22 protein-coding genes are annotated in these 25,038 nt (G+C 58.8%); 14 read left to right on the forward strand and 8 right to left on the reverse strand.

Annotation, left to right across the window (positions count from 1 at the left end; genetic code table 11):
• Positions 1-32: 32 nt before the first annotated feature.
• Genes mnmE through V3C85_RS02020 form a run of 5 tightly spaced genes read left to right on the forward strand, consistent with a single transcriptional unit; the run spans position 33 to position 5,548 of the window.
• A complete protein-coding gene (gene mnmE, locus V3C85_RS02000) occupies positions 33-1,319 on the forward strand; it encodes a tRNA uridine-5-carboxymethylaminomethyl(34) synthesis GTPase MnmE (protein WP_331793404.1) in 1,287 nt (428 codons plus the stop codon).
• A gap of 10 nt (positions 1,320-1,329) precedes the next feature.
• Positions 1,330-3,192, forward strand: coding sequence for a tRNA uridine-5-carboxymethylaminomethyl(34) synthesis enzyme MnmG (gene mnmG, locus V3C85_RS02005; protein ID WP_331793405.1), 1,863 nt, complete (start codon positions 1,330-1,332; stop codon positions 3,190-3,192).
• Positions 3,193-3,195: 3 nt separating this feature from the next.
• Positions 3,196-3,825: a 16S rRNA (guanine(527)-N(7))-methyltransferase RsmG gene (rsmG, locus tag V3C85_RS02010; protein ID WP_331793406.1), complete on the forward strand. Its 630-nt coding sequence runs from the start codon at positions 3,196-3,198 to the stop codon at positions 3,823-3,825.
• Positions 3,826-3,832: 7 nt separating this feature from the next.
• Positions 3,833-4,621, forward strand: a complete 789-nt coding sequence (locus tag V3C85_RS02015; protein ID WP_331793407.1) for a ParA family protein — start codon at positions 3,833-3,835, stop codon at positions 4,619-4,621.
• A gap of 9 nt (positions 4,622-4,630) precedes the next feature.
• Entirely contained in the window at positions 4,631-5,548 is a 918-nt protein-coding gene (locus tag V3C85_RS02020; RefSeq protein WP_331793408.1) for a ParB/RepB/Spo0J family partition protein, read from the forward strand.
• Here V3C85_RS02020 and hemW read toward each other — a convergent pair.
• Genes hemW through rph form a run of 3 tightly spaced genes read right to left on the reverse strand, consistent with a single transcriptional unit; the run spans position 5,538 to position 8,063 of the window.
• Complete coding sequence (hemW, locus tag V3C85_RS02025) at positions 5,538-6,710, reverse strand: radical SAM family heme chaperone HemW (protein ID WP_331793532.1); 1,173 nt, start codon at positions 6,708-6,710, stop codon at positions 5,538-5,540. The two genes, V3C85_RS02020 and hemW, sit on opposite strands and share 11 nt — an antisense overlap.
• Positions 6,711-6,736: 26 nt before the next feature.
• The gene (rdgB, locus tag V3C85_RS02030) at positions 6,737-7,345 is read right to left on the reverse strand and encodes an RdgB/HAM1 family non-canonical purine NTP pyrophosphatase (protein ID WP_331793409.1); all 609 of its coding nucleotides are present in this window, start codon (positions 7,343-7,345) and stop codon (positions 6,737-6,739) included.
• A gap of 1 nt (position 7,346) precedes the next feature.
• Positions 7,347-8,063 (reverse strand): ribonuclease PH, encoded by a 717-nt coding sequence (gene rph, locus V3C85_RS02035; RefSeq protein ID WP_331793410.1) that lies wholly within the window; start codon positions 8,061-8,063, stop codon positions 7,347-7,349.
• A gap of 115 nt (positions 8,064-8,178) precedes the next feature.
• On the opposite strand from rph, the gene hrcA reads away from it, so the two are divergent.
• Positions 8,179-9,249 carry a heat-inducible transcriptional repressor HrcA gene (hrcA, locus tag V3C85_RS02040; RefSeq protein WP_331793533.1) on the forward strand — a complete coding sequence of 357 codons (1,071 nt, stop codon included), beginning with the start codon at positions 8,179-8,181 and terminating at the stop codon, positions 9,247-9,249.
• Positions 9,250-9,281: 32 nt separating this feature from the next.
• Positions 9,282-9,815, forward strand: a complete 534-nt coding sequence (locus V3C85_RS02045) for a nucleotide exchange factor GrpE (protein ID WP_331793411.1) — start codon at positions 9,282-9,284, stop codon at positions 9,813-9,815.
• A 67-nt stretch (positions 9,816-9,882) separates the two neighbouring features.
• Here V3C85_RS02045 and mutS read toward each other — a convergent pair whose 3' ends face one another.
• Complete coding sequence (gene mutS / locus V3C85_RS02050) at positions 9,883-12,504, reverse strand: DNA mismatch repair protein MutS (protein ID WP_331793534.1); 2,622 nt, start codon at positions 12,502-12,504, stop codon at positions 9,883-9,885.
• Between the two features lie 180 nt (positions 12,505-12,684).
• Between mutS and V3C85_RS02055 the strand changes: the two genes are divergently transcribed.
• Together V3C85_RS02055 and V3C85_RS02060 are read left to right on the forward strand one after the other, a co-directional pair.
• Entirely contained in the window at positions 12,685-14,415 is a 1,731-nt protein-coding gene (locus V3C85_RS02055; RefSeq protein ID WP_331793412.1) for a glycosyltransferase family 61 protein, read from the forward strand.
• Positions 14,416-14,508: 93 nt separating this feature from the next.
• On the forward strand, positions 14,509-16,782 hold the full coding sequence (locus V3C85_RS02060; protein WP_331793413.1) for an NADP-dependent malic enzyme: 2,274 nt from the start codon (positions 14,509-14,511) through the stop codon (positions 16,780-16,782).
• 72 nt (positions 16,783-16,854) lie between these two features.
• Here V3C85_RS02060 and msrA read toward each other — a convergent pair whose 3' ends face one another.
• Positions 16,855-17,487, reverse strand: coding sequence for a peptide-methionine (S)-S-oxide reductase MsrA (msrA, locus tag V3C85_RS02065; protein ID WP_331793414.1), 633 nt, complete (start codon positions 17,485-17,487; stop codon positions 16,855-16,857).
• A 153-nt stretch (positions 17,488-17,640) separates the two neighbouring features.
• On the opposite strand from msrA, the gene V3C85_RS02070 reads away from it, so the two are divergent.
• From V3C85_RS02070 to V3C85_RS02085, 4 genes are all read left to right on the forward strand, one after another.
• On the forward strand, positions 17,641-18,543 hold the full coding sequence (locus V3C85_RS02070; RefSeq protein ID WP_331793415.1) for a D-amino acid aminotransferase: 903 nt from the start codon (positions 17,641-17,643) through the stop codon (positions 18,541-18,543).
• A 63-nt stretch (positions 18,544-18,606) separates the two neighbouring features.
• Positions 18,607-20,268 carry a magnesium-protoporphyrin IX monomethyl ester anaerobic oxidative cyclase gene (gene bchE, locus V3C85_RS02075; RefSeq protein WP_331793535.1) on the forward strand — a complete coding sequence of 554 codons (1,662 nt, stop codon included), beginning with the start codon at positions 18,607-18,609 and terminating at the stop codon, positions 20,266-20,268.
• Entirely contained in the window at positions 20,261-20,740 is a 480-nt protein-coding gene (gene bchJ / locus V3C85_RS02080) for a bacteriochlorophyll 4-vinyl reductase (protein WP_331793416.1), read from the forward strand. Before bchE ends, bchJ begins: the two co-directional genes overlap by 8 nt.
• Before the next feature lie 65 nt (positions 20,741-20,805).
• Positions 20,806-21,522 (forward strand): sulfotransferase-like domain-containing protein, encoded by a 717-nt coding sequence (locus V3C85_RS02085; RefSeq protein WP_331793417.1) that lies wholly within the window; start codon positions 20,806-20,808, stop codon positions 21,520-21,522.
• A gap of 4 nt (positions 21,523-21,526) precedes the next feature.
• Here the strand turns inward: V3C85_RS02085 and V3C85_RS02090 are convergent, their stop codons facing one another.
• Both V3C85_RS02090 and V3C85_RS02095 read right to left on the reverse strand, forming a co-directional pair.
• A complete protein-coding gene (locus tag V3C85_RS02090) occupies positions 21,527-21,808 on the reverse strand; it encodes an SCP2 sterol-binding domain-containing protein (protein WP_331793418.1) in 282 nt (93 codons plus the stop codon).
• A gap of 189 nt (positions 21,809-21,997) precedes the next feature.
• Complete coding sequence (locus V3C85_RS02095) at positions 21,998-23,230, reverse strand: argininosuccinate synthase (RefSeq protein ID WP_331793419.1); 1,233 nt, start codon at positions 23,228-23,230, stop codon at positions 21,998-22,000.
• 130 nt (positions 23,231-23,360) lie between these two features.
• Here V3C85_RS02095 and ilvA point away from each other — a divergent pair, with 130 nt between their 5' ends.
• The gene (gene ilvA / locus V3C85_RS02100) at positions 23,361-24,608 is read left to right on the forward strand and encodes a threonine ammonia-lyase IlvA (RefSeq protein WP_331793420.1); all 1,248 of its coding nucleotides are present in this window, start codon (positions 23,361-23,363) and stop codon (positions 24,606-24,608) included.
• On the opposite strand, the gene V3C85_RS02105 is transcribed toward ilvA, so the two are convergent.
• A complete protein-coding gene (locus V3C85_RS02105; RefSeq protein WP_331793421.1) occupies positions 24,605-24,934 on the reverse strand; it encodes an Hpt domain-containing protein in 330 nt (109 codons plus the stop codon). The genes ilvA and V3C85_RS02105 overlap by 4 nt on opposite strands.
• Between the last annotated feature and the right edge of the window lie 104 nt (positions 24,935-25,038).

The following is a 25,038-nucleotide window of genomic DNA, read 5'->3' on the forward strand; positions in this document are numbered from 1 at the left end:
CCTGAGGCACAGGCGAAAGCCTGTGAATAAGAATGCAAGATACCATCTTTGCGCTGGCCACCGCGCGCGGCAAGGCGGGGGTGGCAGTTGTTCGTGTTTCCGGGCCGCTTGCGGTTGACTCACTAACATATTTTGGCGTGGCGCCCCCTGCGCCACGTCGCGCGTCCCTGGTGACGCTGCGCGAGGGGGACGAGGTCATCGATGAGGCCTTGGTCTTGTCCTTCCCGGATGGGGCAAGCTTTACAGGTGAGCCTGTGGTTGAATACCAGGTTCACGGCAGCACGGCCGTGATCTCCAGGCTGCTTCGCCTTTTGTCCATGCAGTCTGGCCTTCGCCTTGCAGAACCGGGTGAGTTTACGCGCCGGGCTTTGGCCAATGGCAAGCTGGATTTGACGCAGGTCGAAGGGCTTGCAGATCTGATTGACGCGGAAACCGAAGCGCAAAGACGGCAAGCGCAGCGCGTGCTGTCAGGCGCGATAAGTAGAAAAGTAGAGATTTGGCGCGCAGATCTGATTCGCGCTGCGGCCTTGATTGAGGCCACAATTGATTTTGTCGATGAAGACGTGCCCGTAGATATGGTGCCTGAAGTCTTGGAACTGGTTTTAGGTCTTCGCCGGTCTTTGGAGGAGCAACGACTTGGTGCTGCGGCGGCAGAACGGATCAGAGATGGTTATGAGGTTGCAATCATCGGTGCGCCAAACGTCGGAAAATCAAGTCTTTTGAATGCTTTGGTTGGTCGAATGGCAGCGATCACCTCGGCTGTTGCAGGAACGACCCGTGACGTCATTGAGGTGCGGATGGACCTGCGCGGATTGCCAGTGACCGTGCTGGACACCGCCGGTTTGCGTGAAGCAGAAGATGAGATCGAGCGGATCGGCATTGGCTTGGCGCGTGATCGAGCCGCACAAGCGGATTTGCGTGTGTTGTTGCTAGAACCTGGACAGGAAACACCTGATGTAGAGTTGCAGCCTGAGGATCTGACTGTATTTGTGAAAGCAGATATCTTTCCTGATCGCGCAACGGTTTCAAGCCTAACCGGGCAGGGATTGCCGGCGTTGATTGAAATGATAGCGGTCCGGTTAGAAGAGAAATCAGCCAATGCCGGTGTTTTGATCCGCGAGCGCCAGAGAAAGGCTGTGGAAAAAACCTGCGAGGCTTTGGACTCGGCGCTCAATTGGTTGTATCAGGGGTCAGCAAATCTGGAACTCGCAGCGGCTGATTTGCGTCGTGCTAGACTTGAGATGGAAATGCTCTTGGGTCGCATCGACGTTGAATCCTTGTTGGACGAGATTTTTTCCAGCTTCTGCATCGGAAAGTAGGATGTTTCACGTGAAACAATTTGGGGTCATTGTTATCGGTGGTGGTCATGCAGGCGCTGAAGCTGCCGCTGCCGCTGCGCGGTCTGGGGTTTTGACTGCCTTGGTGTCGTTGAATCGAGCGGGAATTGGCATAATGTCGTGTAATCCTGCGATTGGTGGTTTGGGTAAGGGCCACCTCGTCCGTGAAATCGACGCGTTGGACGGAATTATGGGACGTGCGGCTGATCGCGCGGGTATTCAGTTCCGGATGCTGAATCGGCGAAAGGGCCCCGCAGTGCAGGGCCCTCGCACACAGGCGGACCGTGCGCTCTACAAAGCCGCAATCCAAGGTCTGTTGGCGGAAGAACCAAATCTGAGTGTTATAGAAGGCGAAGTTGTTGATCTGATTGTCGGAGGAGGTCGCGTGTCCGGCGTAGTCCTGGCCGATGGAACACAACTGCGAGCGGATGCTGTGATCATGACGGCAGGGACCTTCTTGAATGGTGTTATTCATATAGGGCAAGAGCGGCGATCGGGCGGGCGAATGGGCGATAAGCCCTCTGTTCGTTTGGCGCAGCGATTGGGTGATCTTGGATTGGAACGTGGCCGACTCAAGACTGGGACGCCGCCACGTCTTGACGGTCGGACCATTGATTGGGCTGTGTTGGATCACCAGCCAGGGGATGATGATCCGCAAGTGTTTTCTTTCATGCATCGTGCCCCTTTCGTGCGGCAGGTTTCGTGCGGCATAACCCATACGAATGAGCAAACGCATGAAATCGTGCGAAAGAACCTTTCCAAGTCAGCTATGTATGGCGGCATGATCGAGGGAGTCGGACCGAGATACTGTCCGTCGATTGAGGATAAGGTGGTTCGCTTCGCCGAGAAGAACAGCCATCAGGTGTTTCTGGAACCCGAGGGCCTTGATGATCATACGGTCTATCCTAACGGAATTTCGTCTTCGTTGCCGATTGAGGTGCAAGAAGCCTATGTTCACAGCATCAAAGGTTTGGAGCAGGTTGCTATTTTGCAACCCGCTTATGCTATCGAATATGATTACTTTGATCCGCGAGGATTGCGGCCGTCATTGGAAGTAGCCGCGCTTCCCGGCTTGTTTTTTGCCGGGCAGATTAATGGAACAACGGGCTACGAAGAGGCCGCTGCCCAAGGGTTGGTTGCCGGCCTGAACGCAGCCAGACTCTCTAAAGGCTTGGATCAAGTTCGTTTCGAACGGGAGTCTTCGTATATTGGAGTGATGGTCGATGACTTACTGACGCGTGGTGTGACAGAGCCCTATCGCATGTTCACATCACGGGCCGAGTTTCGCCTGTATCTGCGCGCCGACAACGCGGATCAGAGGTTGACGCCCTTTGGGCTCGACCTTGGTTGCGTGAGAGAGTCTCGGCAAAGGAAGTTTGAAGAAAAATCGAACCAGCTTGCGGTTGTGATGTCCTCTGCGAAATCAGTCGATTTTGGATCAAAGGATCTGCTGGCTTGTGGTTTGCAGGCAAGCGCTGACGGGTGTCGCCGAACAGCCTTTGAGTTGATTTCTGCGCAGGGCTTGAATGCTACCCAGTTGCGGCGTTTGGTGCCCGATCTCGAGAAAGTTGACGACCTGGTGATCGAGCAAGTGATCTGTGATGGCTTGTATGAGCCCTACATTCGACGCCAGAATATTGAAGTCGAGCGCATGAGGCGGAGTGGGGCAACCGAGATTCCCGATGACCTCGATTATGATTGCATCTCTGGTCTGTCAAATGAACTGCGGCTAAAGCTTGAGCGCCTGCGCCCCCGTACCGTCGGCGAAGCAGGGCGGATCGAAGGCATGACGCCCGCTGCCCTTGCACTGCTTCAAGCCAATGCGCAGCGTAAGTCCCTTGTGAAGTTGGCCTGATCAATGATGTCGTCCGAGGTCTTGATCCGGCTTGATGTTTCACGTGAAACAATGGAGCGTCTTGCAACATATGTAACGATGCTCGAGAAATGGAATCGTCGCATCAACCTAATCGCCAAGGGTACAGCCCCGCAGGTCTGGGACCGTCACATTGCTGATTCTGCACAGCTCTTGCTTTACGCGCCACCCTTGGTCGGTCACTGGTTGGATCTGGGAAGTGGGGGCGGTCTTCCGGGGCTGGTAGTGGCGATCATGGGTGGTGATCGGGGTCAGGTGAAGCGAGTAACCTTGGTCGAGTCGGATGCAAGAAAGAGCGTTTTTCTTTCTGAGGTAGCACGTGCACTCGACTTGGATGTGACTGTGTTGAACCAGCGCGTGGAGACCCTTACCAATCAGGTTGCCGACGTAGTTTCCGCCCGTGCGCTCGCAGACCTCGAGTCACTGTTTAGTTATGCGGAACCACACTGCGCAGCGAAGGGAGTTCTCTTGTTTCCCAAGGGCGCTATGCACACACAAGAGATCGCCACAGCCGAAAAGTCGTGGAGCTTTAATAAGCATATCCATCAAAGTATGACCGACCCAAACGCAGCTGTGCTTGAGATTCAGCAGCTAAAACGAAGAATAGAGAGCTAATCTGATAATGCGAATCATAGCTGTTGCGAACCAGAAGGGTGGCGTTGGCAAAACGACGACTGCAATCAATGCTGCGGCGGGTTTGGCCGAGTTTGGCTATCGGGTGCTGTTGATCGACCTTGATCCTCAGGGAAACGCCTCTACCGGTTTTGGTGTGGCGCCGGGGGATAGAACGCTGACAAGTTACGACCTTCTGTTAGAGCAGGCGAGCGTTGCTGAGGTGATCAAGGGCTCGTCTTATCCCAATGTCTGGATAATCCCATCAAATTCTGATTTAGCGTCAGCGGACATAGACCTTGTCGCCAATGAAAAGCGCTCTTTCCTTTTGCACGACGCTCTGCGGAGTGCTGAGGTTCAGGCGATGCGCTATGATTTCGTGATTGTCGATTGCCCTCCGTCTTTGTCTTTGTTGACGGTCAACGCTTTGGTGGCTTGCGATTCCGTCCTTGTTCCGCTGCAAGCGGAATTTTTTGCCCTTGAAGGGTTGTCGCAACTGATGCTGACAATCCGCGATATTCGAAAGTCTGCCAACCCTGATCTTCGGATCGAAGGTGTTCTCATTACGATGGCAGACAGTCGAAACAGATTGTCTCAACAGGTCGAAGCGGATGCGCGCGAAAACCTCGGTGATCTCGTCTTCGAAACGACAATTCCTCGGAATGTGCGAGTGTCAGAGGCGCCCTCTTTCGCGCTTCCGGTGTTAAGCTACGACCCGCAGTCGAAAGGGGCCGAGGCTTATCGTAAACTTGCGTTGGAACTGGTAGCGAGGCACAAAAAGCCCATGGTAAAGGCCTGAGAGGACGATATGGAAAAGAAGTTGGATCGAAAAGGCCTTGGGCGCGGACTCTCTGCATTGATGGCTGATGTAAACCTCAAACCTGGTGGAGAGGCTGATCCGCCTCAGCCATCGGTTGGGCTAGATACATTTCTGCCAATTGAGGTTATCCAGCCGAATCCCGATCAGCCACGCCGTGACTTTGACCAGTCAGCACTGGAAGAACTGGCCGAGTCCATTCGCAGCAAGGGTATCATCCAGCCCTTGGTGGTGCGCAAGCTGTCTGACAGCACAAAATATGAAATCGTCGCGGGGGAGCGGCGCTGGCGTGCAGCCCAACTTGCAAACTTGCATCAGGTTCCGGTTGTTGTTCGTGTGTTTACTGATGAAGAAGTGATGGAGATTGCCATCATCGAAAACATCCAGCGACAAGATCTGAGCGCAATTGAGGAGGCGATGGCCTTTCGTCAGTTGATGGAGCGCTTTGGACACACGCAAGAGAAACTTGCCGAAGCCCTGGCAAAGAGCCGCAGCCACATCGCCAATACCGTTCGCCTGTTGACCTTGCCAGAGCCGGTTCAGAACATGATCCGCGGTGGCAAACTGTCAGCCGGCCACGCCAGGGCTTTGATCGGGGCCAGTGATCCCTTGGCTCTCGCCACCAAAGTGGTCAACAAAGGTCTTTCAGTGCGTGAGACCGAAAAAATGGCCCGGGCAGTATCAACCAAAACAGCGCCTAGACCGCGCAAGGGTCGAGAGTTCGAGAAAGATGCCGATACAAAGGCCATTGAGGCTGATCTATCGGTTAACCTCGGCATGGCTGTTTCCATTGATCATAGCGGCTCGGCAGATGAGGGCGGAACTCTCCGCATCCAATACCGCACACTCGATCAACTGGATATGCTGTGTCAGGTGCTCTCGGTCATCCCGCGGGACTTCAAGGCTTAGGGCGCTCCAATTCCAGATGCGTCAAAATGGAATTCAGGAGGGCTCGGCCTTGGACTGTCGTCTTCAGATTCTGCCCGACCAGCTCGATCATGCACATTTCCTGCATCTCTTTGATCGATTTGGCTGAGATCTGAAAGCCCGTCAGGTCAAGAAGCTCTGTCAGGCAAATCCCGTCCCGAAGGCGCAGTCCCATGACCAAGAACTCCTCCGCGACTTCTTCGTCGGTCAGAACAGCCGATTCGACCTCGCCGGTCGCTGCGTTATCTACGGCCTTCAGCCATGTTTCGGGCAACAGATGGCTGGAAAAGGCTCTACGCTGGCCATTTGCGGCGGTCAGTCGCCCATGAGAACCGGGCCCAATCGCGGCAAAATCTCCACTCTTCCAATAGAGCAGATTATGCCGTGACTCTTGTCCGGCAGTCGCGTGATTCGAGGTTTCATAAGCCTCCAATCCATGATCTTCGCAAATCCCTTGGGTCACGCTATACATATCTGCGCCCAGATCGTCCGACGGCAGACCCCGCAGATGGCCTTTGGCGTGACGCGCCCCAAATACAGTGCCTGGTTCGACTGTTAACTGGTAAAGTGAAAGGTGCCTTGGTCCGATGGCGATGGCTTGCTGTAATTCACGCTCCCAATCGGCTAGGCTTTGGTTTTGGCGTGCATATATCAGGTCAAAACTGAAGCGATCAAAGACGCTCTGCGCCATGTCTATGGCCCGGTACGCACCTGCAGTGTCATGCATGCGCCCAAGTTGCCGCAACGACGCGTCATCCAGAGCCTGCACTCCGATAGAAACCCTGTTTACACCGGCGGTGCGAAACGACTTGAACTTCTCGACTTCGGCCGACGTTGGATTGGCCTCAAGCGTAATTTCTATATCATTCGTGGACGGCCAAAGGCTTGTGGCCTCTGATATGATGGCCTCGACAAGGTTCGGCGACATTAGTGATGGCGTTCCGCCGCCGAAAAAGATGCTGCTGAGTGCGCGTGTGCCTGTTTCAAGACGCAACCGCCGCAATTCCGCGATCATCGCGCCCTTCCAAATGGCCTCGTCCACGGCCGTCGCGATATGGCTGTTAAAATCACAGTAGGGGCATTTTGACTGGCAAAATGGCCAATGCACATAAAGCCCAAAGCCGGAAACCTGCCAGCGCTCCAGCCGTAAAGGGTCGCTTTCGAAGTGTTTCACGTGAAACATCCAGCGATCAGCTTCTTGAAGGCGTCAGCCCGATGGCTGATCTGGTTCTTTTCCCAACGATCCATCTCGCCAAAGGTCAGGTCATAGCCATCGGGTTGGAAAATCGGATCATAGCCATGGCCGTGATTCCCCCGCATTGGCCAAACCACTTGGCCCGGCATAACACCTTCAAAAACTGCATCTTCCCCGTCGGGCCAAGCCAGAACAAAGGTGCAGCGAAACTGGGCCCGCCGCGGATAGGGCGCATCAACTTTTTCCAGCTCATCCCAGGTCCGCGTCATCGCCAACACAAAGTCGCGACCGCGCGGCGTTTCGGCCCAATCCGCCGTGTAAACACCCGGCGCTCCGCCAAGGCTATCGACCGTAATCCCCGAATCGTCGGCCAAAGCAGGCATCCCCGTAGCCTGCGCTGCTGCATGGGCCTTGATCCGCGCATTCCCGACAAAAGTGGCCTCTGTCTCCTCGGGTTCCGGCAGACCCAACGCCCCAGCAGACTCCACAACCACACCAAAGGGGGCCAAAAGCGCCTCAATCTCTTCCAGCTTGCCCTTGTTGTGGGTGGCAATCACCAGCCTTTTCTCTTGGAATTTCCGCATCTTACCCACCAATAGCCGCCTTTTGTGCCGCAACCAGTGCGGCATTTCCGGCTGTTGCCAGATCCAGCAGCTGCAGCATCTCATCGCGCGCAAAAGTGGCACCCTCTGCCGACATCTGCACTTCGATCAGGCGTCCGCGCCCGGTCATCACAAAGTTCCCATCGGTGCCCGCGACCGAATCCTCCGGGTAATCCAGATCCAGAACCGGCTGACCCGCATAAATCCCGCAGGAAATCGCGGCCACATGGTCAAGGATCGGATCGCTGACAATCGTTCCAGCCTTCAAAAGCTTGTTCACAGCCAGCCTCAAGGCGACCCAACCCCCGGTGATGGACGCGCAGCGCGTTCCCCCATCGGCCTGAATCACGTCGCAATCGATCACAATCTGCCGCTCACCAAGGGCACTGCGATCAACACCCGCACGCAAGGCCCGGCCTATCAGGCGCTGAATTTCCTGTGTTCGCCCACTTTGCTTGCCCGCCGCTGCCTCCCGCCGGGTCCGGCTGTTGGTCGCGCGCGGCAACATGCCATATTCGGCCGTCACCCAGCCCAGCCCCGTATTCTTCAGAAATGACGGCGCCTTGTCTTCAATCGTCGCCGAACACAACACATGCGTTTGCCCCATCTTGATCAGGCAAGACCCTTCCGCATGGGCCATCACGCCGGTTTCAATCGAGATCGTCCGCAGTTCGTCCAGTTTCCGGCCAGAGGGGCGCATCATTTCGTCCTTTTTTCTTGGGTTCAGGCCAGATATGCGCGCCAATCACAAGGATGCAACCCCGATTGACGTTCCCGCTGGCTGGAATACTCTGTCACAAATGGTACAGCAGATGATGCCGCAGGGCTCAAAACTCCTCGCCGATCTCAATGACCGCTCGAAAGAGGTCTTTCGACGGGTGGTCGAGGGCTATCTGACATCCGGTGATCCGGTTGGCTCGCGCACGCTCACCCGCTCGATGACCGAAAAGGTTTCGGCCGCCACCATTCGCAATGTCATGCAAGATCTCGAATTCATGGGACTTCTCGACAGCCCCCATGTTTCGGCGGGCCGCATTCCAACCCAGCTGGGCCTGCGTATGTTCGTTGACAGCCTGCTTGAGGTGGGCAGCGTCTCGACCGAAGATCGCGAGAGGATCGATTCCACCTTTGGCGCGACAGATCAGGATGTGTCCAGCTTGCTCGATCAGGTGGGCGCTGCCCTGTCCGGCATCACCCGAGGGGCCTCGCTGGTGCTCGCCCCAAAGCACGAAGCCCCGATCCGCCACATCGAATTTGTCAGCCTCGCCCCCGACCGTGCCCTTGTGGTGCTGGTCACAGCCGATGGTCACGTCGAAAACCGGGTCTTTACCCCGCCCCCCGGCCAAACCCCCTCCTCCATGCGCGAAGCTGCCAATTTTCTCAACGCCTTGGCCGAAGGCAAAACCTTGTCCGATCTGCGGCGCAGCATTTCCCACGAAATCACCCGCCGCCGCCAGGAAATCGACAGCCTCGCCCACAGCCTTGTCGAAAGTGGCCTAGCCGTCTGGGAAAATGCCGGCGAGCGCTCTGAACGGCTGATCGTCCGTGGCCGTTCCAATCTGCTCGATTCGGCCACCGAAATCGGCGAGATTGACCGCATTCGCAGCCTGTTTGACGATCTCGAGCGTAAACGCGACATCGCCGAATTCCTCGAATTGACCGAAACAGGCGATGGCGTGCGCATTTTTATCGGGTCCGAGAACAAACTCTTCTCACTTTCGGGTTCCTCTTTGGTCGTCTCTCCATATATGAACGCTGATCGTAAGATCATCGGCGCCATCGGCGTGATCGGTCCGACGCGGTTGAACTATGGCCGCATCGTCCCCATCGTCGATTACACAGCGCAGCTTGTCGGGCGGATGGTATCCGAGCGCGGCAAGGGATGATCCCGAACTGGACGAAGGTAAGGAAGAAAATGATGGCTCAGGAAAACCCGACCCCGCAAGAGGTCGAACTGGACCCGGCAACCGAAGATTATATCGACGCAGCCGAGCTGGAGGCCCTGCGGGCCGAGCGTGACGAGATGCGGGATCGCTATATGCGCGCCTTGGCCGATGCCGAGAATTCGCGCAAACGTGCCGATCGCGACCGGCGCGAAGCCGAGCAATATGGTGGCACCCGCATTGCCCGCGACTTGCTGCCTGTCTATGACAATCTCAAGCGCGCGCTTGAGGCCGCCAGCGATGACACCCGCGAACAAGCCGCCGCCTTGATCGAGGGCGTCGAATTGACCCTGCGCGAACTGACAAATGTGATGACCAAGCACGGCCTGACCGCCGTATCGCCTGCTGTCGGTGACACCTTCGATGCCCAACTGCACCAGGCGATGTTTGAGGCCCCGGTGCCCGGCACCAAGGCCGGCCAGATCATTCAGGTCATGGCCGAAGGCTTCCTGCTGCATGATCGCCTGTTGCGTCCTGCTCAGGTTGGCGTCTCGTCGAACGTCGGCTAAGCCCATCGCGCGTTCGTCTCTGACGGGCGGGGGTGTGTCCTCTCCCCCGCCCGTCACGTTCCGGGGCTCATTCGTTGCTGGTTGCCATCTGGCGCAATTCGTAAACCAGCCGCAGCGCCTCCATCGGCGTCATCTCATCCGGGTGCACCGCCCGCAGCCGCTCCTCCACGCCCGAAGGCTTGGCCGCCTCACGCATCACAGGTTTTGGGGGTGCGGCCCGGAACAGCGGCAAATCATCAATCAGTGCCGCCTGTTTGCCACCCTCCCGCTCGCCCTGTTCCAGTGCTTCCAGCACGATCTTGGCACGCTCCACCACGGCGGTTGGCAACCCGGCAAGGCGCGCCACCTGCACACCATAGCTGCGATCCGCGGCGCCTTGCTTGACCTCGTGCAAAAAGATTACCTCGCCGTCCCATTCCTTGACGGTCACGGTGGCATTCTCGACCCCGGCCAGCTTTCCAGCCAGTGCCGTCATCTCATGGTAATGGGTAGCAAACAGCGCCCGGCAGCGGTTTGCCTCATGCAGATGCTCCAACGTCGCCCAGGCAATCGACAGCCCGTCATAGGTCGCCGTGCCCCGCCCGATCTCATCCAGAATAACCAGAGCCCGGTCGTCGGCCTGATTCAGAATCGCTGCCGTTTCGACCATCTCCACCATAAAGGTAGACCGCCCCCGCGCCAAATCATCCGCCGCGCCGACCCGGCTGAACAACTGGCTGACCAGGCCGATATGCGCCCGACTGGCGGGCACAAAAGATCCGGCCTGCGCCAGCAACGCGATCAGCGCATTCTGGCGCAGAAACGTTGATTTCCCCGCCATGTTCGGCCCGGTCAGCAGCCAGATCGCGGGCGTTTCCCCGCTGGTCAGGGCGCAGTCATTGGCCACAAATCCGGCCCCGCCCTGCCGCTTCAGCGCCCGCTCCACCACCGGATGTCGCCCGCCTTCAATCTCAAAGGCCCGGCTCATATCCACCTCGGGCGCGCACCAATCCTCTGCTGCTGCCAGATCGGCAAAGGCCGCGCACAGGTCAATCTCGGCAAGCGCACGCGCTGCCGCCCCGATCGGCCCGGCCTGCGCCAGAACCGCTTGCCTCAACACCTCAAAGTGGCGCTTTTCAATCTCCAACGCATGATTGCCCGCATTCAGGATCCGCGCTTCGATCTCGCTCAGCGGCACGGTGGTAAAGCGCACCTGCCCCGCCGTCGTCTGCCGGTGAATGAATGTCTCGCTCAGCGGCGCTGACATCATCTTTTCCGCATGGGTCGAGGTCGTCTCGATGAAATAGCCCAACACATTGTTATGCTTGATCTTCAGGCTCTGGATTCCGGTCTGCTCGGCATAATCCGCCTGCATCCGGCCGATCACCCCCCGCCCTTCGTCCCGCAGACTGCGCGTTTCATCCAGAGCGCCATCAAAGCCCGTGGCAATGAACCCCCCGTCCCGCGCCAACAGCGGCGGCTCGGCCACCAGCGCCCGGTCCAGCAGATCAACCAGCGGCTCATGCCCCGCCAACGCCACCGCAGCTTCGGCCAGCAAGGCCGGGGCCTGCGCCAAGACGGGCCGCAACGCAGCAGCTTGCGTCAATCCCGCTCGCAGCGCCGTCAGATCCCGCGGCCCACCACGATCCAGCGCCAGCCGCGACAGCGCACGGTCCATATCCGGCACCCGCCGCAACGCGTCACGCAGGTCGGCGCGCAGCCGGCTCTCCGTCAGCAGGTAACCCACCGCCTCTAACCGCGCTGAAATCACCGCCAGATCACAAGACGGTGCCGCCAAGCGCCGCTCCAGCAACCGTGCCCCGGCGGCTGTCACTGTCCGGTCCACCGCCGCCAAAAGCGATCCCTCGCGCCCACCCGACAGGGCTTGCGCGATTTCCAGATTGCGCCGGGTGGCAGGGTCAATCTGCATCACCCCGCCCGATGCCTCTTTGACCGGGGGCTGCAACAGCGGCAGTCGCCCCCGCTGCGTCAGATCCAGATAGTCAACCAAGGCCCCCATTGCCGAAACTTCCGCGCGGCTAAACTGGCCAAAGGCCTCCAGCGACCCCACGCCAAACAGATCGCACAGCCGCTTGTCCCCCCCGACCGAGTCAAAACTCCCGCGCGATAGGGGTGTCATCGCCGCGCCCATATCCTCAACCACCGGGGCCAGTTCACGATCACGCGTTTCGCTGACCAGAACTTCGCGCGGGGCCAGCCGTGCCAATTCGGGCCCCAGCCGCTCCAGCGGGCACAGCATCACCCGAAACTCGCCGGTCGAAATATCGGCCCAGGCCAGCGCGGCCTCGTCGCGCACCTCGGCCCAGGCGGCCAGATAATTGTGCCGCCGCGCCTCTAGCAACGCATCCTCGGTCAGGGTGCCCGGCGTGACCAATCGAACCACATCGCGCTTGACCACCGATTTCGACCCGCGCTTCTTGGCCTCGGCCGGGTCTTCCAACTGCTCGGCAATCGCCACGCGAAACCCCTTGCGGATCAGGGTCAGCAAATAGCCTTCGGCCGAATGCACCGGCACACCACACATCGGAATCGGCTCGCCCAGATGCGTGCCGCGCTTGGTCAGGGCAATATCCAACGCCTCAGCCGCAGCGACGGCATCGTCAAAGAACATCTCATAAAAGTCGCCCATGCGATAAAACAGCAGTGCCCCGTCATTAGCCTGCTTGATCTCCAGATACTGCGCCATCATCGGCGTCACATTGGCCTCTGGATTGCTCACGCCTTACCCCCTGCTGCTCTGCAGCCAACCCTACAAAAGGCCCCCAGCAGACGAAAGCCCTATCCCACTGCTGGACCCCTGTGCCTCTCGCGCCTAAACTGGGAAAATCCGGCCAGACGGTGCAAGATCGCGGACAAAGGGCAACCGACAGTGCGAAACAAGATCGACTTCAGCCTCGCCCCCGAAGATCTGTTTCTTGATCCGCTCGCCGACCCGGGCCTTGCCTTCCTTTCGCGACCCGACTTCATCTGGCGCCTGCATCCTCCCGGCCGGATCGAGGGTTTTTCCGTCGCAGATCACGCCAGCATCCGCAGCCGGACCGAGCGCTTCTTGCGCTATACCCGCCAGCATAAGACCTTTCGCAAGGCCATCGAATTCAAGACAGCTCTTGTGCAATTGTCAGATGCCAGCTTTCGTAAATCCTATTCGATGGCGGGGGGGAAATGCCTGCTCAGCGGTGCGGCAGGCATGCGGCTTCTCAACCGCTATTGTTGGGAGAACCAGGATCAGCCCGATAACCCCGAAGACAGGCTTGTGCGCTATTTCTCGGCGCGGCAGGCCTGCAATGACCTCGAAGACCTGCCCTGCCTGACAGCCCCACCCCCGCCAGATATTGATTTCGCCATCGAATGTCGCAACACCTTCAATTTTTATCATTTCATCACCGAAACGCTCTGCCACCTCTGCCTTCTGGCCGAAACTGACTTTTCCGGCCGCATCTTCATTCACTTTCCGAACGCCCCGGAAAAGACCCGCGCCTTCACCACAGGCTTTGTCGCTGCCCTGTTTCCCGAATTCGTGGGCCGCGTCTTTTTTGAACGCGCGCCCAAAGATTATGCGCGGGTTCTGTCGGCCTACAGCCTGTTCAATAGCCACTATTTCCTTCCGCCCGAAGCGACAGCACCGCTTGATGATTTCGCGCCTTCTGACGAAATGTGGAAAGGTCCCGAAGCCACGCGCTCCTCTAGCGCGGTCCTGTCGATGAACAGTATCGACAGCAGCCTTGTTCTTTTGCGCAAACGGGCCCTTGCTGCCATTGAGGGCCGCGAAACCAGTCACCTGCCGCGTCGGTTTTTCGTGGGCCGCCGCCCGGGCCAGTCACGCCACCGCAACATGAAGGGCGAGGCCGAACTGATCGAGGTGCTCTCGGCCCTCGGGTTCGAGCAACTCACCTTTGAAGACCTGGAACCGCTCGACCAGATCGCCCTCATGGCCCATGCTGAAATCATGATTTCCCCGCATGGTGCGGGCTTTGCCAATATGCTCTTTGCCCATTCCGATGCACTGGTCATCGAATTGGGCACCCTGCAAACTGCCGTCCACCGCTGGGGTGATTTCTGGCCGCTCGCCATTGTGTCGGGCTGCCGTTATGTCAGCTTCTTTGCCGATTACAACAGTGCTGATCCCCTGAACGATCCCCGCTTTTCCACGGATGGGATCATCCCCGTAGCACTGGGCCGTCGGGGATTGGGTGAAGTTCTGGCCTTTGTTGCCAGTTCGATTGGCCGATTGCCGCGCCTGTCGCGCGGGGAGGACGTCTCGCGCCTCGTCCACCAGTTGAACCGTACAGGCCAAAGCGCCCGTGCCGACGAGATCCTTGCCAAACATGCCGATTTGATGTCCAACGATGTCGATCTCTCGCTCGCCGCGGCGGGGGTTCACAAAGCCCGTGGCGAGGTCAGCGCCGAACTGATGGCCCTGACTCTGGCGTGGGAGGCCGATCCCGCCCGCTGGCAAACCTTGGTTCAGATCATTTGGGCTGCCCGCAAGGCAGGCCAAGCCGACATCCTGTCCTGGGCCGTGCAACGCCTTGCTGATGACTTCCCCGAGCGTTGTCTGGAACTTGTCAAGGACAGGGATTGGCTCCGGGAATTTCTCTAGACCACCCCTGCGGCCAGTGGGCACAGGTCCATTGTGCCGTGGGCCCCGCCCCGTTAAGACGGTCGGGAAATCCCCGAAGGAACATATTGGCCCATGTCCTCCACCACACCGTCGAAAACCCGCGTCACCGCAGAAGAGGCGCTCGCCTATCACCTCGAACCCCGCCCCGGCAAATACGATGTCGTTGCCTCGACCCCGATGGCCACGCAACGCGATCTGTCGCTGGCCTATTCGCCGGGCGTAGCCGTGCCGGTGCAGGCCATCGCCGATGATCCGGCCACTGCTTATGACTATACGGTCAAGGGCAACATGGTCGCCGTCATCTCGAACGGCACGGCCATTCTGGGCATGGGCAACCTTGGCGCGCTCGCCTCCAAGCCGGTGATGGAAGGCAAGGCGGTGCTGTTTAAGCGCTTTGCCGATGTCAACGCCATCGACATCGAGCTTGATACCGAAGATGCCGATGAAATCATCAAGGCCGTCAGCCTGATGGGCCCCACCTTTGGCGGCATCAACCTTGAAGACATCAAGGCGCCCGAATGCTTTATCATCGAGCAGCGGCTGAAGGAAATCATGGACATCCCGGTGTTCCATGATGACCAGCACGGCACCGCCGTGATCTGTGCCGCCGGCCTGATCAACGCGCTGGAACTGTCGGGCAAAAAGATCGAAGATTGCCGCATCGTGCTGAACGGGGCCGGGGCGGCGGGCATTGCCTGCCTCGAACTGCTCAAGTCGATGGGCGCCAAGCACAACAACTGCATCATGTGCGACACCAAGGGCGTGATCTACCAAGGCCGCACCGAAGGCATGAATCAGTGGAAATCGGCCCATGCCGCCAACACCACCCTGCGCACGCTGGAAGAGGCGATGAAGGGGGCGGATGTCTTTCTTGGCGTTTCAGCCAAGGGCGCGGTCACGCAAGACATGGTGCTGTCCATGGCCGAAAACCCGGTCATCTTTGCGATGGCCAACCCCGATCCTGAAATCACCCCAGAAGAGGCGCATGACGTGCGCCCCGATGCCATCGTGGCCACGGGCCGGTCTGATTATCCCAATCAGGTCAACAACGTCCTGGGCTTTCCCTATCTGTTCCGTGGCGCGCTGGATATCCACGCCCGCGCCATCAACGACGAAATGAAAATCGCCTGCGCCCAGGCGCTTGCCAAACTTGCGCGCGAAGACGTGCCGGATGAGGTGGCGATGGCCTACGGCCGCAAACTGTCATTTGGCCGCGATTACATCATCCCCACGCCGTTCGACCCGCGTCTGATCCACGTCATCCCGCCCGCTGTTGCCAAGGCCGGCATGGATACCGGCGTTGCCCGCCGCCCGATCATCGACCTTGCCGCCTATGAACAGGCGCTGAAATCGCGCATGGACCCAACCGCCAGCATCCTGCAAGGCATCCACGCCCGCGCCCGTCAGGCGCAGGCCCGGATGATCTTTGCCGAAGGCGACGATCCCCGCGTTCTTCGCGCCGCCGTTGCCTATCAACGCGCCGGTCTGGGCAAGGCGCTTGTCGTGGGCCGCGAAGCCGATGTGCGTGAAAAACTTGAAACCGCAGGTCTGGCCGATGCGGTCCGAGAGCTGGAAGTGGTGAATGCCGCCAACAGCCGCCATCTCGACCAATATAAAGACTTTCTCTACCAGCGCCTGCAACGTCAGGGGCACGACCGCGAAGATATCCACCGCCTCGCTGCGCGGGATCGCCATGTGTTTTCGGCGCTGATGCTGCAACACGGGCATGGCGATGGTCTGGTCACGGGTGCCACCCGCAAGTCGGCGCATGTCTTGTCTTTGATCAACCATGTGTTCGATGCCACGGCCGCCGATGGCGCCGTGGGTGTGACGGCACTTTTGCACAAGGGGCGTATCGTCCTGATCTCTGACACGCTGGTGCAGGAGTGGCCCGAGCCGGAAGATCTGGCCACCATCGCCATTCGATCGGCCGGTGTGGCGCGCAGCCTTGGTCTTGAACCGCGTGTGGCCTTTGTCAGCTTCTCCACCTTTGGCTATCCGGTGTCCGAACGCGCCACGAAAATGCATCAGGCGCCCAAGGTGCTGGATGCGAGGCAGGTTGATTTTGAATATGATGGCGAAATGACCGTCGATGTCGCGCTGAATCAGGATCTGATGCGCCGCAACTACCCGTTCTGCCGTCTGACCGGCCCTGCCAATATTCTGGTTGTGCCGGCCCGCCATTCGGCGTCGATCTCGGTCAAGCTGATGCAGGAAATGGCGGGTGCCACCGTCATCGGCCCCATTCTGACCGGTGTCAAAAAGCCGATTCAGATCTGTTCCACCAATTCAACTGTGAACGATATTCTGAACATGGCCGTCATGGCTGCCTGCAAGGTGGGCTGATCCCTGGCAGACCGGCGCAAAGAAAAAGGCCCGCCGTCTGGCGGGCCTGTGTCACTGGTTGCGCACCACACCTTATTTCACAAACGCAGCCTCTTTGCCCCACAATTGCTTGACCCGCGCATCACGCCCACAGGCTTCGCGATAGAACTTATAGGCGTTCTTCTTTTGCTTGGGTCCGGCACGGGTGATCACGATCTCGCTGCTTTTGTAGTAATCCTGATGGTAATCTTCGGCGTTCCAAAAGGTGCCGGCGTTGCGCACCGGGGTGACAACCTTTTGCCCAAGCACCTTTTCTGCCTCGGCAATCGCGGCCGTGGCGGCGGCCTTTTGTGCGGCGTCAGAGACGAAAATGCCCGTCGTATAGCTGTTGCCCCGGTCACAGAACTGCCCGCCCGCATCAGTCACATCCACCGACCGCAGGAACAGGCGCAGCACCTCGGCATAAGAGATGCGGGAATTATCAAAGGTAATCTTCACCGCCTCCAGATGCCCGTCATGGTCTTTATAGGTCGGGTTCTGCGACTTGCCGCCGGTATAGCCAGACACCACCGATCTTACCCCCGGCACGCCTTCAAAATCTGATTCCACGCACCAAAAACAGCCGCCCGCCACAATGGCCGTTTCGGTGGCCGCATGGCTTGGGCGGATGGCGGCGATCATCACCAACACCACAATTCCCGCCATCATTGTCATATATCTGAACATCATCTGTCTCCATTCCTGCCAAACCCCACCATGCGGCGGCGGCCGCCGTCCACTCACCCTGCCGTGACATCACGCAAGGGTGAAACGGCCAGCGTTCTGCCCTTTCACTTCGCCCAAAGGCGCAATAGCGTTACACCAAACAGGGAAAAAACCATGGCACCAGATCACGTCACCACCCACCAGGCCGAAGAAGATGCCCGTAACGACCAGATCCTGATCTGGGTGAACGGCGCGCTGAAACCAAAGGCGCAAGCTATGGTCAGCGTTTACGATTCCGGCTTCATGCTGGGCGATGGCGTGTGGGAAGGAATCCGGCTTTACAACAACCGCTGGTCTTTTATCGACGAACATATCGACCGGTTGTTCGAGGCCGCCAAGGCCATTGATCTCGACATCGGGATGACCCGCGAACAGGTGATTTCCGCCGTGTCAGAGACACAAAAGGCCAATGGCATGACAACAGATGCCCATTGCCGCCTGATGGTGACGCGCGGGGTAAAGACGCGCCCCTTCCAGCACCCAAAGCTTAGCCAGCAGGGGCCCACCATGGTCATCATCATGGAGCACAGCCGCCCCAGCCTGCCGCGCCCCATCCGTCTGGCCACCGTCCCGCACCTGCGCGGCCTGCCGATGACCCAAGACCCCAAGTTGAACAGCCATTCCAAACTGAACTGCATTCTGGCCTGCATCGCTGCCGAAAAGGCCGGCGCGGATGAGGCGCTGATGCTGGACGTGCATGGCTTTGTGAACACGACCAACGCCTGCAACTTCTTCATCGTCCGGCGTGGCCAAGTCTGGACCAGCACGGGCGATTATTGCATGAACGGCATCACCCGGCAAAAGGTGATCGACCTCTGCCGCGCCAACGGCATCCCGGTCTATGAGCGCAACTTCAGCCTTGTTGATACCTATTCCGCAGACGAGGCCTTTCTGACCGGCACCTTCGGCGCCCAAACCCCGGTGGGCAGCATTGATGGCCGCACCATCGGCACCGGCCAGATCGGCCCCGTCACCCAACGCCTGCGCGATCTTTACAAGGCCCTTGTGGGCGCTTGATCTGAATCAATCCCATCCCGCCCCGCATGTGTAAACCTAAGTTGACATCTTGGGAGCTTACACATACGAATTCTCTTCGTTCACCCCAATTATCGCTCGGGCGGGGCCGAGATTGCCGGAACCTGGCCTCCGGCCTGGGTTGCCTATCTGTCGGGCCATCTGCGACAGGCGGGCTTTGACGACATTCACTTCATCGACGCGATGACCGACAACATCCCAGATGACGAACTGGCCACCCGCATGGCCGCCATCGCGCCCGACGTGATCGGCGTCACCGCCATCACCCCCTCAATCTACCGCGCCGAGGATGTGCTGAAAATCGCGTCCGAAACCATCCCCGGCGCCGTGCGTATGCTGGGTGGCGTCCATGCCACCTTCATGTTCAAACAAGTTCTGTCCGAAGCCCCCTGGATCGACGTGATCGTGCGCGGCGAAGGCGAAGAAATCTGCACCAACCTGATGACCGCCATCCGCGATGGCCACTGGCCTGCCGCGCGCAGCAAGATCCACGGCCTTGCCTATCGCGAGGGCAGCGAAATCGTCTCTACACCGGCGGCAAGCACCGTCAAAGACCTGTCCAAGATCAAGCCCGACTGGTCGGTGCTGAACTGGGAAAAATACATCTACATCCCCCTTGGCACCCGCGTCGCCATCCCCAACCTTGCGCGCGGCTGCCCCTTCACCTGCTCGTTCTGCTCGCAATGGAAGTTCTGGCGCGATTACCGCGTGCGCGAACCCAAGGATGTGGTCGATGAAATCGAAGACCTGGTGACCAATCATGGCGTCGGATTCTTCATCCTTGCCGACGAAGAACCCACCATCAACAAAAAGAAATTCGTGGCCTTTTGTCAGGAACTGATCGACCGGGGCCTGCCCAAACGGGTGAAATGGGGCATCAACACCCGCGTGACAGACATCTACCGCGACCGCGACCTGCTGAAATTCTACCGCAAGGCTGGCCTCGTCCATGTTTCCCTGGGCACCGAGGCGGCGGCGCAGATGCAGCTTGATGTGTTCAACAAGGAAACCAAGGTAGACGAAAACAAAACCGCCATCCGCCTCTTGCGCGAGGCAGATATTCTGGTCGAGGCCCAGTTCATCGTGGGTCTTGATAACGAAACCCCTGAAACCCTGGAAGAAACCTACCGTATGGCCTGGGATTGGCAGCCCGATCTGGCCAACTGGTCCATGTATACGCCATGGCCCTTTACCCCGCTGTTTCAGGAACTGAAGGATCAGGTCGAAATCTTCGACTTCTCGAAATACAATTTCGTCACCCCGATCATGAAACCCGCCGCGATGGAGAGAGGCGAGTTGCTGGACGGTGTGATGAACAATTACCGCCGATTTTATATGAAAAAGGCCATGTTCCACTATCCGTGGCGCGGCACTGGTTTTCGGCGGCGCTATCTGTTGGGCTGTCTCTATGCCTTTCTCAAGGCGGGTTACAAACGCACCTTCTATGATCTGGGCAAGGCCGGCTATTGGGGGCCGCAAACCAAGAACAAGGTCGATTTTCACTTTGACGAAACCCGCCAACTGGCCGAGGCACAACTGGATGATTGGGAGGCTTCGGCCGATCGTGCCGCGCGCGCTGCCGAACGGCGCGAAGCGGTGACAGCGCAGATGAAAGACCGTGCCGACCAGCGGCGTGACTTTGTCATGCCCAATGGTGCACGGGCCAAATCCTGCGGTGGCGGTGATCAACAGATGGAGGATGCCTGAAGATGCCCAGTTGCCACAGGGTCTGATCGGCCCGAATGCCATCCTGCAACTGCTGCCCGTGCTGGATCAGGCCACGGGACGCGAAGGCCGCGACAGGCTTTTGGCGCAGGCCGGGCGGCGCACGGCCGATTACATTCTGGCCCACCGTATTCCCCAGCCGGCCCAGCGGCTGCTAAAGCACCTGCCCGCGCCCGTGGCCGCCTGGGCCTTGTCGCGGGCCATAGCCACCCACGCCTGGACCTTTGCAGGGTCGGGGCAGTTTCACCGCGACAGCCCTTGGCGGTTTGCCATTGCGAATAACCCTTTGGTGCGCGGCGAAAACAGCTCAACCCCGCGTTGCCACTGGCATGCGGCGGTGTTTGGGCATCTCTATGCCACATTGGTTCACCCGTCTTGCCGCTGTGTCGAAACCGAATGTGCCGCCCAAACAGGCAACGGCCCTTGCCGTTTTACCCTGTTCCGCGTGGCATGATCGGGCTTTTCGGCAGGCCCGCGCGCCTGTAAACATCGGGGGCAGCACAGGTTTGGGGGTGGTAGATGAAAATTGCGATGTGGTCCGGCCCCCGCAATCTCTCGACGGCGCTGATGTATGCCTTTGCCGCGCGCGGCGATTGTGCCGTTTGGGATGAACCGTTCTACGCCGCCTATCTGGCTGCCACGGGTATTGATCACCCCTTGCGTGATCAGGTCATTGCCGCAGGCGAAACCGATGCTGCCCGTGTGGCGCAGGCCTGTCTGGGGCCAATTCCGCAAGGTCAGAGCCTGTTTTACCAAAAACACATGACTCTGCACATGATCCCTGCCTTTGATCGCAGCTTTCTGGCGGGGCTGACCAATGTGTTCCTGATCCGCCATCCCGCGCGGGTGATCGCCAGCTATTCCAAAAAGCGCGAAAGCCCCACGCTGGCGGATATCGGCTTTGTGCAGCAGGCCGAACTCTTCGATCAGGTTGCCGATTTCACCGGCGCGCAGCCCTTGGTCATCGACAGTGCCGACATCCGCGCCAACCCTCGGGTCCGGTTGACACGGCTCTGCGCGGCGCTTGGCATCCCTTTTACCGGCTCCATGCTGCACTGGCCCGCCGGGCCAAAGCCCTTTGATGGGGTCTGGGCATCGCATTGGTATAATGCCGTTCACGCCAGCACAGGGATCGACGAACCCGAAGGCCCCCTGCCCAGCCTGTCGGCGCGCGATCAGGACTTGGCCGATCAGGCCATGCCTTATTATCAGAAGCTGGCCGCCCTGCGGCTGTGATGGCCTAGGCCAGCAATTTCGCCAGCCCCATCGCCACCGCCGGGTTGCCCGACAGCTTCAGCTTGCCGGTGGCCAGGGCTGCCATCGGGTTCAGTTTGCCTTTCAGCAGGCCAATCAGATTTTCGGTCGAAAGCCGCAGGGTGCAATCTGTTTCCTGGTTTTTGGTCGTGGCGGTGCCATCGGCCAGCACGATCACCCCATCGTCGCCGCAATCGAATTTCAGGCTTCCGGCAAAGCTTTTGGTCTCCAGCACCTTGCGAATATCGGCGGCGATCTTGTCCAGCATCTTGCACTCCTTGCAGTTGGGGGCAGAATGCAGCAACGCCGCTTGCAGGCAACAAGATCGTTACGTCACATCGATGCCGCATGAAAAAGGGCGGCCCCTTGGCCGCCCATTCGTGAATTAGGTCTGAATTCGCAAGACCAAGCCCTTGATTCTGCTGGCCCGGTCTTGCGTCTCTGCCAGAGACAGGCCTCAGCCCTTTTTCGCAACCCGCGCATTGCGGGTGGCGATCAACTTCAGCCGCAGCGCGTTCAACCGAATGAAACCAGCGGCATCCTTCTGATCATAGGCCCCCGCATCCTCTTCAAAGGTGACGTGCTTTTCAGAATACAGCGAATGATCCGACCACCGCCCCACACAATTGACCGAGCCTTTGTAAAGCTTCAGCCGAACCGTGCCGGTCACGTTTTCCTGGCTCTTGTCGATCAGGGCCTGCAACATCTCACGTTCAGGAGAGAACCAGAAGCCGTTGTAGATCAGCTCGGCATAGCGCGGCATCAGGCTGTCTTTCAGGTGCCCGGCCCCCGCATCCAGCGTGATCTGCTCGATCCCACGATGCGCTTCCAGCAGAACGGTGCCACCGGGCGTTTCATAGATGCCGCGCGACTTCATGCCGACAAACCGGTTCTCGACGAAATCCAGCCGCCCAATCCCATGCTTGCCGCCCAGCTCGTTCAGCTTGGTCAGGATTGTGGCCGGGCTCAACGCCTCGCCATTGATTGCGACGGCATCACCCTTTTCAAAGCTCACTTCGACATATTCGGGCGTGTTTGGCGCATCCTCGGGCGAGACGGTGCGCTGATAGACGTAATCGGGCGCCTCATCTGCCGGGTTTTCCAGCGCCTTGCCCTCGCTGCTGGTGTGCAGCAGGTTGGCATCGACCGAGAAAGGCGCCTCGCCGCGTTTGTCCTTGGCAATCGGAATCTGGTTGGCTTCGGCGAATTCGATCAGCTTGGTGCGGCTGGTCAGATCCCATTCCCGCCATGGGGCGATCACCTTGATCGAGGGGTCCAACGCATAGGCCGACAGTTCGAACCGAACCTGATCGTTGCCCTTGCCCGTCGCCCCATGCGCCACCGCATCGGCGCCGTGTTTGTGCGCGATTTCGACCAGATGCTTTGAAATCAGCGGCCGCGCGATCGAGGTGCCCAGCAGATACAGCCCTTCGTAAACCGCATTGGCGCGGAACATCGGGAAGACGAAATCGCGCACGAATTCTTCGCGCAGATCAAGGATATGGATGTTCTCTTTCTTGATCCCCAGCATCAGCGCCTTTTCGCGCGCGGGCTCCAATTCCTCTCCCTGGCCCAGATCGGCGGTAAAAGTGATGACCTCACAGCCGTATTCTGTTTGCAGCCACTTGAGGATGATCGAGGTATCCAGCCCGCCGGAATAGGCGAGGACGACTTTTTTCGGGTTCGACATGCGACACGCTCCGTTGCGGATTTCGCGCGGGAATACGGGGAAACGCGCGAAAGGGCAAGAAACAGGACGTATCCAATACAATTTGATCGACATCTTGCCAAAACTGCCGCTTTCACCCAAGGCTGTCACGATGAGCACATTCGTATCCGACGCCCGCGCCGCCACTGCCGCCCTGCGTGACCTGTTTGAGGCCACGCCGTTGCAGCGCAACGACCACCTTTCGCAAAAGTATGATGCTGACATTTGGCTAAAGCGCGAAGACCTGTCGCCCGTCCGCAGCTATAAGTTGCGCGGCGCGTTTACAGCGATGCGCAAATATCGCGAACGGCACCCTGATCAGGTGCAATTCGTATGTGCCAGTGCAGGCAATCATGCGCAGGGCGTGGCCTTTGCCTGCCGTCATTTCGGCGTGATGGGCACGATTTTCATGCCCGTGACGACACCCCAGCAAAAGATCGACAAGACCCGCATCTTTGGGGCCGGGCAGGTTGAGATCGTTCTGACGGGCGATTATTTCGACCAGACGTTGGCCGCGGCCAAGGCGTTTTGTGCCGAAAAGGGCGCGCATTTCCTTTCGCCCTTTGATGACCCGGATGTGATCCTTGGCCAATCATCGGTTGCGGTGGAACTGTTGCAGCAATTGGGAAAGGCCCCTGATCTGGTGATCTTGCCGGTCGGCGGGGGTGGCCTTGCCTCGGGGGTGACGGGGTATCTGCGGGCGGCTGACCCATCGGTTGATTATCGCTTTGTCGAGCCTTTGGGCGGCGCGTCTTTGGTGGCTGCCCTGCGTGCGGGGCACCCCGAAACATTACCGCAGGTGAACAGTTTTGTTGATGGCGCGGCGGTGGCGCGCTTGGGTGACAATACCTATCAGATGCTGGATTGGATCGACCCCGCCCATGTGCTGTTGGCCCCCGAAGACAGGGTCTGCATCACCATGCTGGACATGCTGAATGTCGAAGGCATTGTGCTGGAACCGGCGGGGGCGCTGTCGGTGGATGTGCTGCCCGAGCTTGCGGCCCAGATTCGTGGCAAGACGGTGGTTTGCATCACCTCGGGCGGGAATTTTGATTTTGAGCGGCTGCCCGAAGTGAAAGAGCGGGCCCAGCGGTTTGGCGGGCTGAAAAAATACTTCATCCTGCGCATGCCGCAACGGCCCGGTGCCTTGCGCGACTTTTTGGCGATGCTGGGCCCCGATGATGATATCGCCCGGTTTGAATATCTGAAGAAATCGGCGCGCAACTTTGGTTCGGTTCTGATCGGGATCGAGACGAAAAGGCCCGAAAACTTTACCACATTGTTTGCCAAACTGGATCAGGCGGCCTTTCCCTATCGCGATATCACCAATGACGGGATCTTGTCAGAATTCCTGATCTAGGCGACCAGCCCTTTGGCCAGATGGCTTAGCAATTCGGCCCGTGATTCGCGGTAGGCGGTGATGATCGCGGCCACCGGCACATCGGTCTTGACGTCGGCTGCCTGTTTTTCGCCGATCTGGCACAGCCGGGCAAAACTGGCAAAGCCGATGTTCAGCGCGCTGCCTTTCAGAAAGTGCAGATCGCTTTCCAACCGGCTTGTCGGCAAAGACGCTGACAGGCGCGCGACAATGGCATCGGTTTCTTCCAGAAACATGGTGATGATTTCGTCAAAATCATCATTGCCCACTTCGGATCTCAGATCTCTGACTCTGTTCCAATCGATCATTTCACTCGTTCCACATGCAAAGACAGCGCCCCGAAGAGGTGAGTCGAGGCCGATACCCCACCACTTTAGCCCCCTTTGGTAAGGGCATCTCGCCCGGCCTGTGG

It is taken from the genome of Pseudotabrizicola sp. L79 (assembly GCF_036553525.1).
Taxonomy (GTDB): domain Bacteria; phylum Pseudomonadota; class Alphaproteobacteria; order Rhodobacterales; family Rhodobacteraceae; genus Pseudotabrizicola.

Excerpts from the sequence above, each read along its gene's own strand:
- bchJ (WP_331793416.1), top strand. The coding sequence starts at position 20,261 with ATGCCTGAAGATGCCCAGTTGCCACAGGGTCTGATCGGCCCGAATGCC.
- V3C85_RS02095 (WP_331793419.1), bottom strand. The coding sequence starts at position 23,230 with ATGTCGAACCCGAAAAAAGTCGTCCTCGCCTATTCCGGCGGGCTGGAT.
- rsmG (WP_331793406.1), top strand. The coding sequence starts at position 3,196 with ATGATGTCGTCCGAGGTCTTGATCCGGCTTGATGTTTCACGTGAAACA.
- V3C85_RS02015 (WP_331793407.1), top strand. The coding sequence starts at position 3,833 with ATGCGAATCATAGCTGTTGCGAACCAGAAGGGTGGCGTTGGCAAAACG.
- rph (WP_331793410.1), bottom strand. The coding sequence starts at position 8,063 with ATGCGCCCCTCTGGCCGGAAACTGGACGAACTGCGGACGATCTCGATT.
- mnmE (WP_331793404.1), top strand. The coding sequence starts at position 33 with ATGCAAGATACCATCTTTGCGCTGGCCACCGCGCGCGGCAAGGCGGGG.
- hrcA (WP_331793533.1), top strand. The coding sequence starts at position 8,179 with ATGCCGCAGGGCTCAAAACTCCTCGCCGATCTCAATGACCGCTCGAAA.
- rdgB (WP_331793409.1), bottom strand. The coding sequence starts at position 7,345 with ATGCGGAAATTCCAAGAGAAAAGGCTGGTGATTGCCACCCACAACAAG.
- V3C85_RS02060 (WP_331793413.1), top strand. The coding sequence starts at position 14,509 with ATGTCCTCCACCACACCGTCGAAAACCCGCGTCACCGCAGAAGAGGCG.
- V3C85_RS02085 (WP_331793417.1), top strand. The coding sequence starts at position 20,806 with ATGAAAATTGCGATGTGGTCCGGCCCCCGCAATCTCTCGACGGCGCTG.
- V3C85_RS02070 (WP_331793415.1), top strand. The coding sequence starts at position 17,641 with ATGGCACCAGATCACGTCACCACCCACCAGGCCGAAGAAGATGCCCGT.
- V3C85_RS02020 (WP_331793408.1), top strand. The coding sequence starts at position 4,631 with ATGGAAAAGAAGTTGGATCGAAAAGGCCTTGGGCGCGGACTCTCTGCA.
- mutS (WP_331793534.1), bottom strand. The coding sequence starts at position 12,504 with ATGATGGCGCAGTATCTGGAGATCAAGCAGGCTAATGACGGGGCACTG.
- V3C85_RS02090 (WP_331793418.1), bottom strand. The coding sequence starts at position 21,808 with ATGCTGGACAAGATCGCCGCCGATATTCGCAAGGTGCTGGAGACCAAA.
- msrA (WP_331793414.1), bottom strand. The coding sequence starts at position 17,487 with ATGTTCAGATATATGACAATGATGGCGGGAATTGTGGTGTTGGTGATG.
- V3C85_RS02105 (WP_331793421.1), bottom strand. The coding sequence starts at position 24,934 with ATGATCGATTGGAACAGAGTCAGAGATCTGAGATCCGAAGTGGGCAAT.
- V3C85_RS02045 (WP_331793411.1), top strand. The coding sequence starts at position 9,282 with ATGGCTCAGGAAAACCCGACCCCGCAAGAGGTCGAACTGGACCCGGCA.
- ilvA (WP_331793420.1), top strand. The coding sequence starts at position 23,361 with ATGAGCACATTCGTATCCGACGCCCGCGCCGCCACTGCCGCCCTGCGT.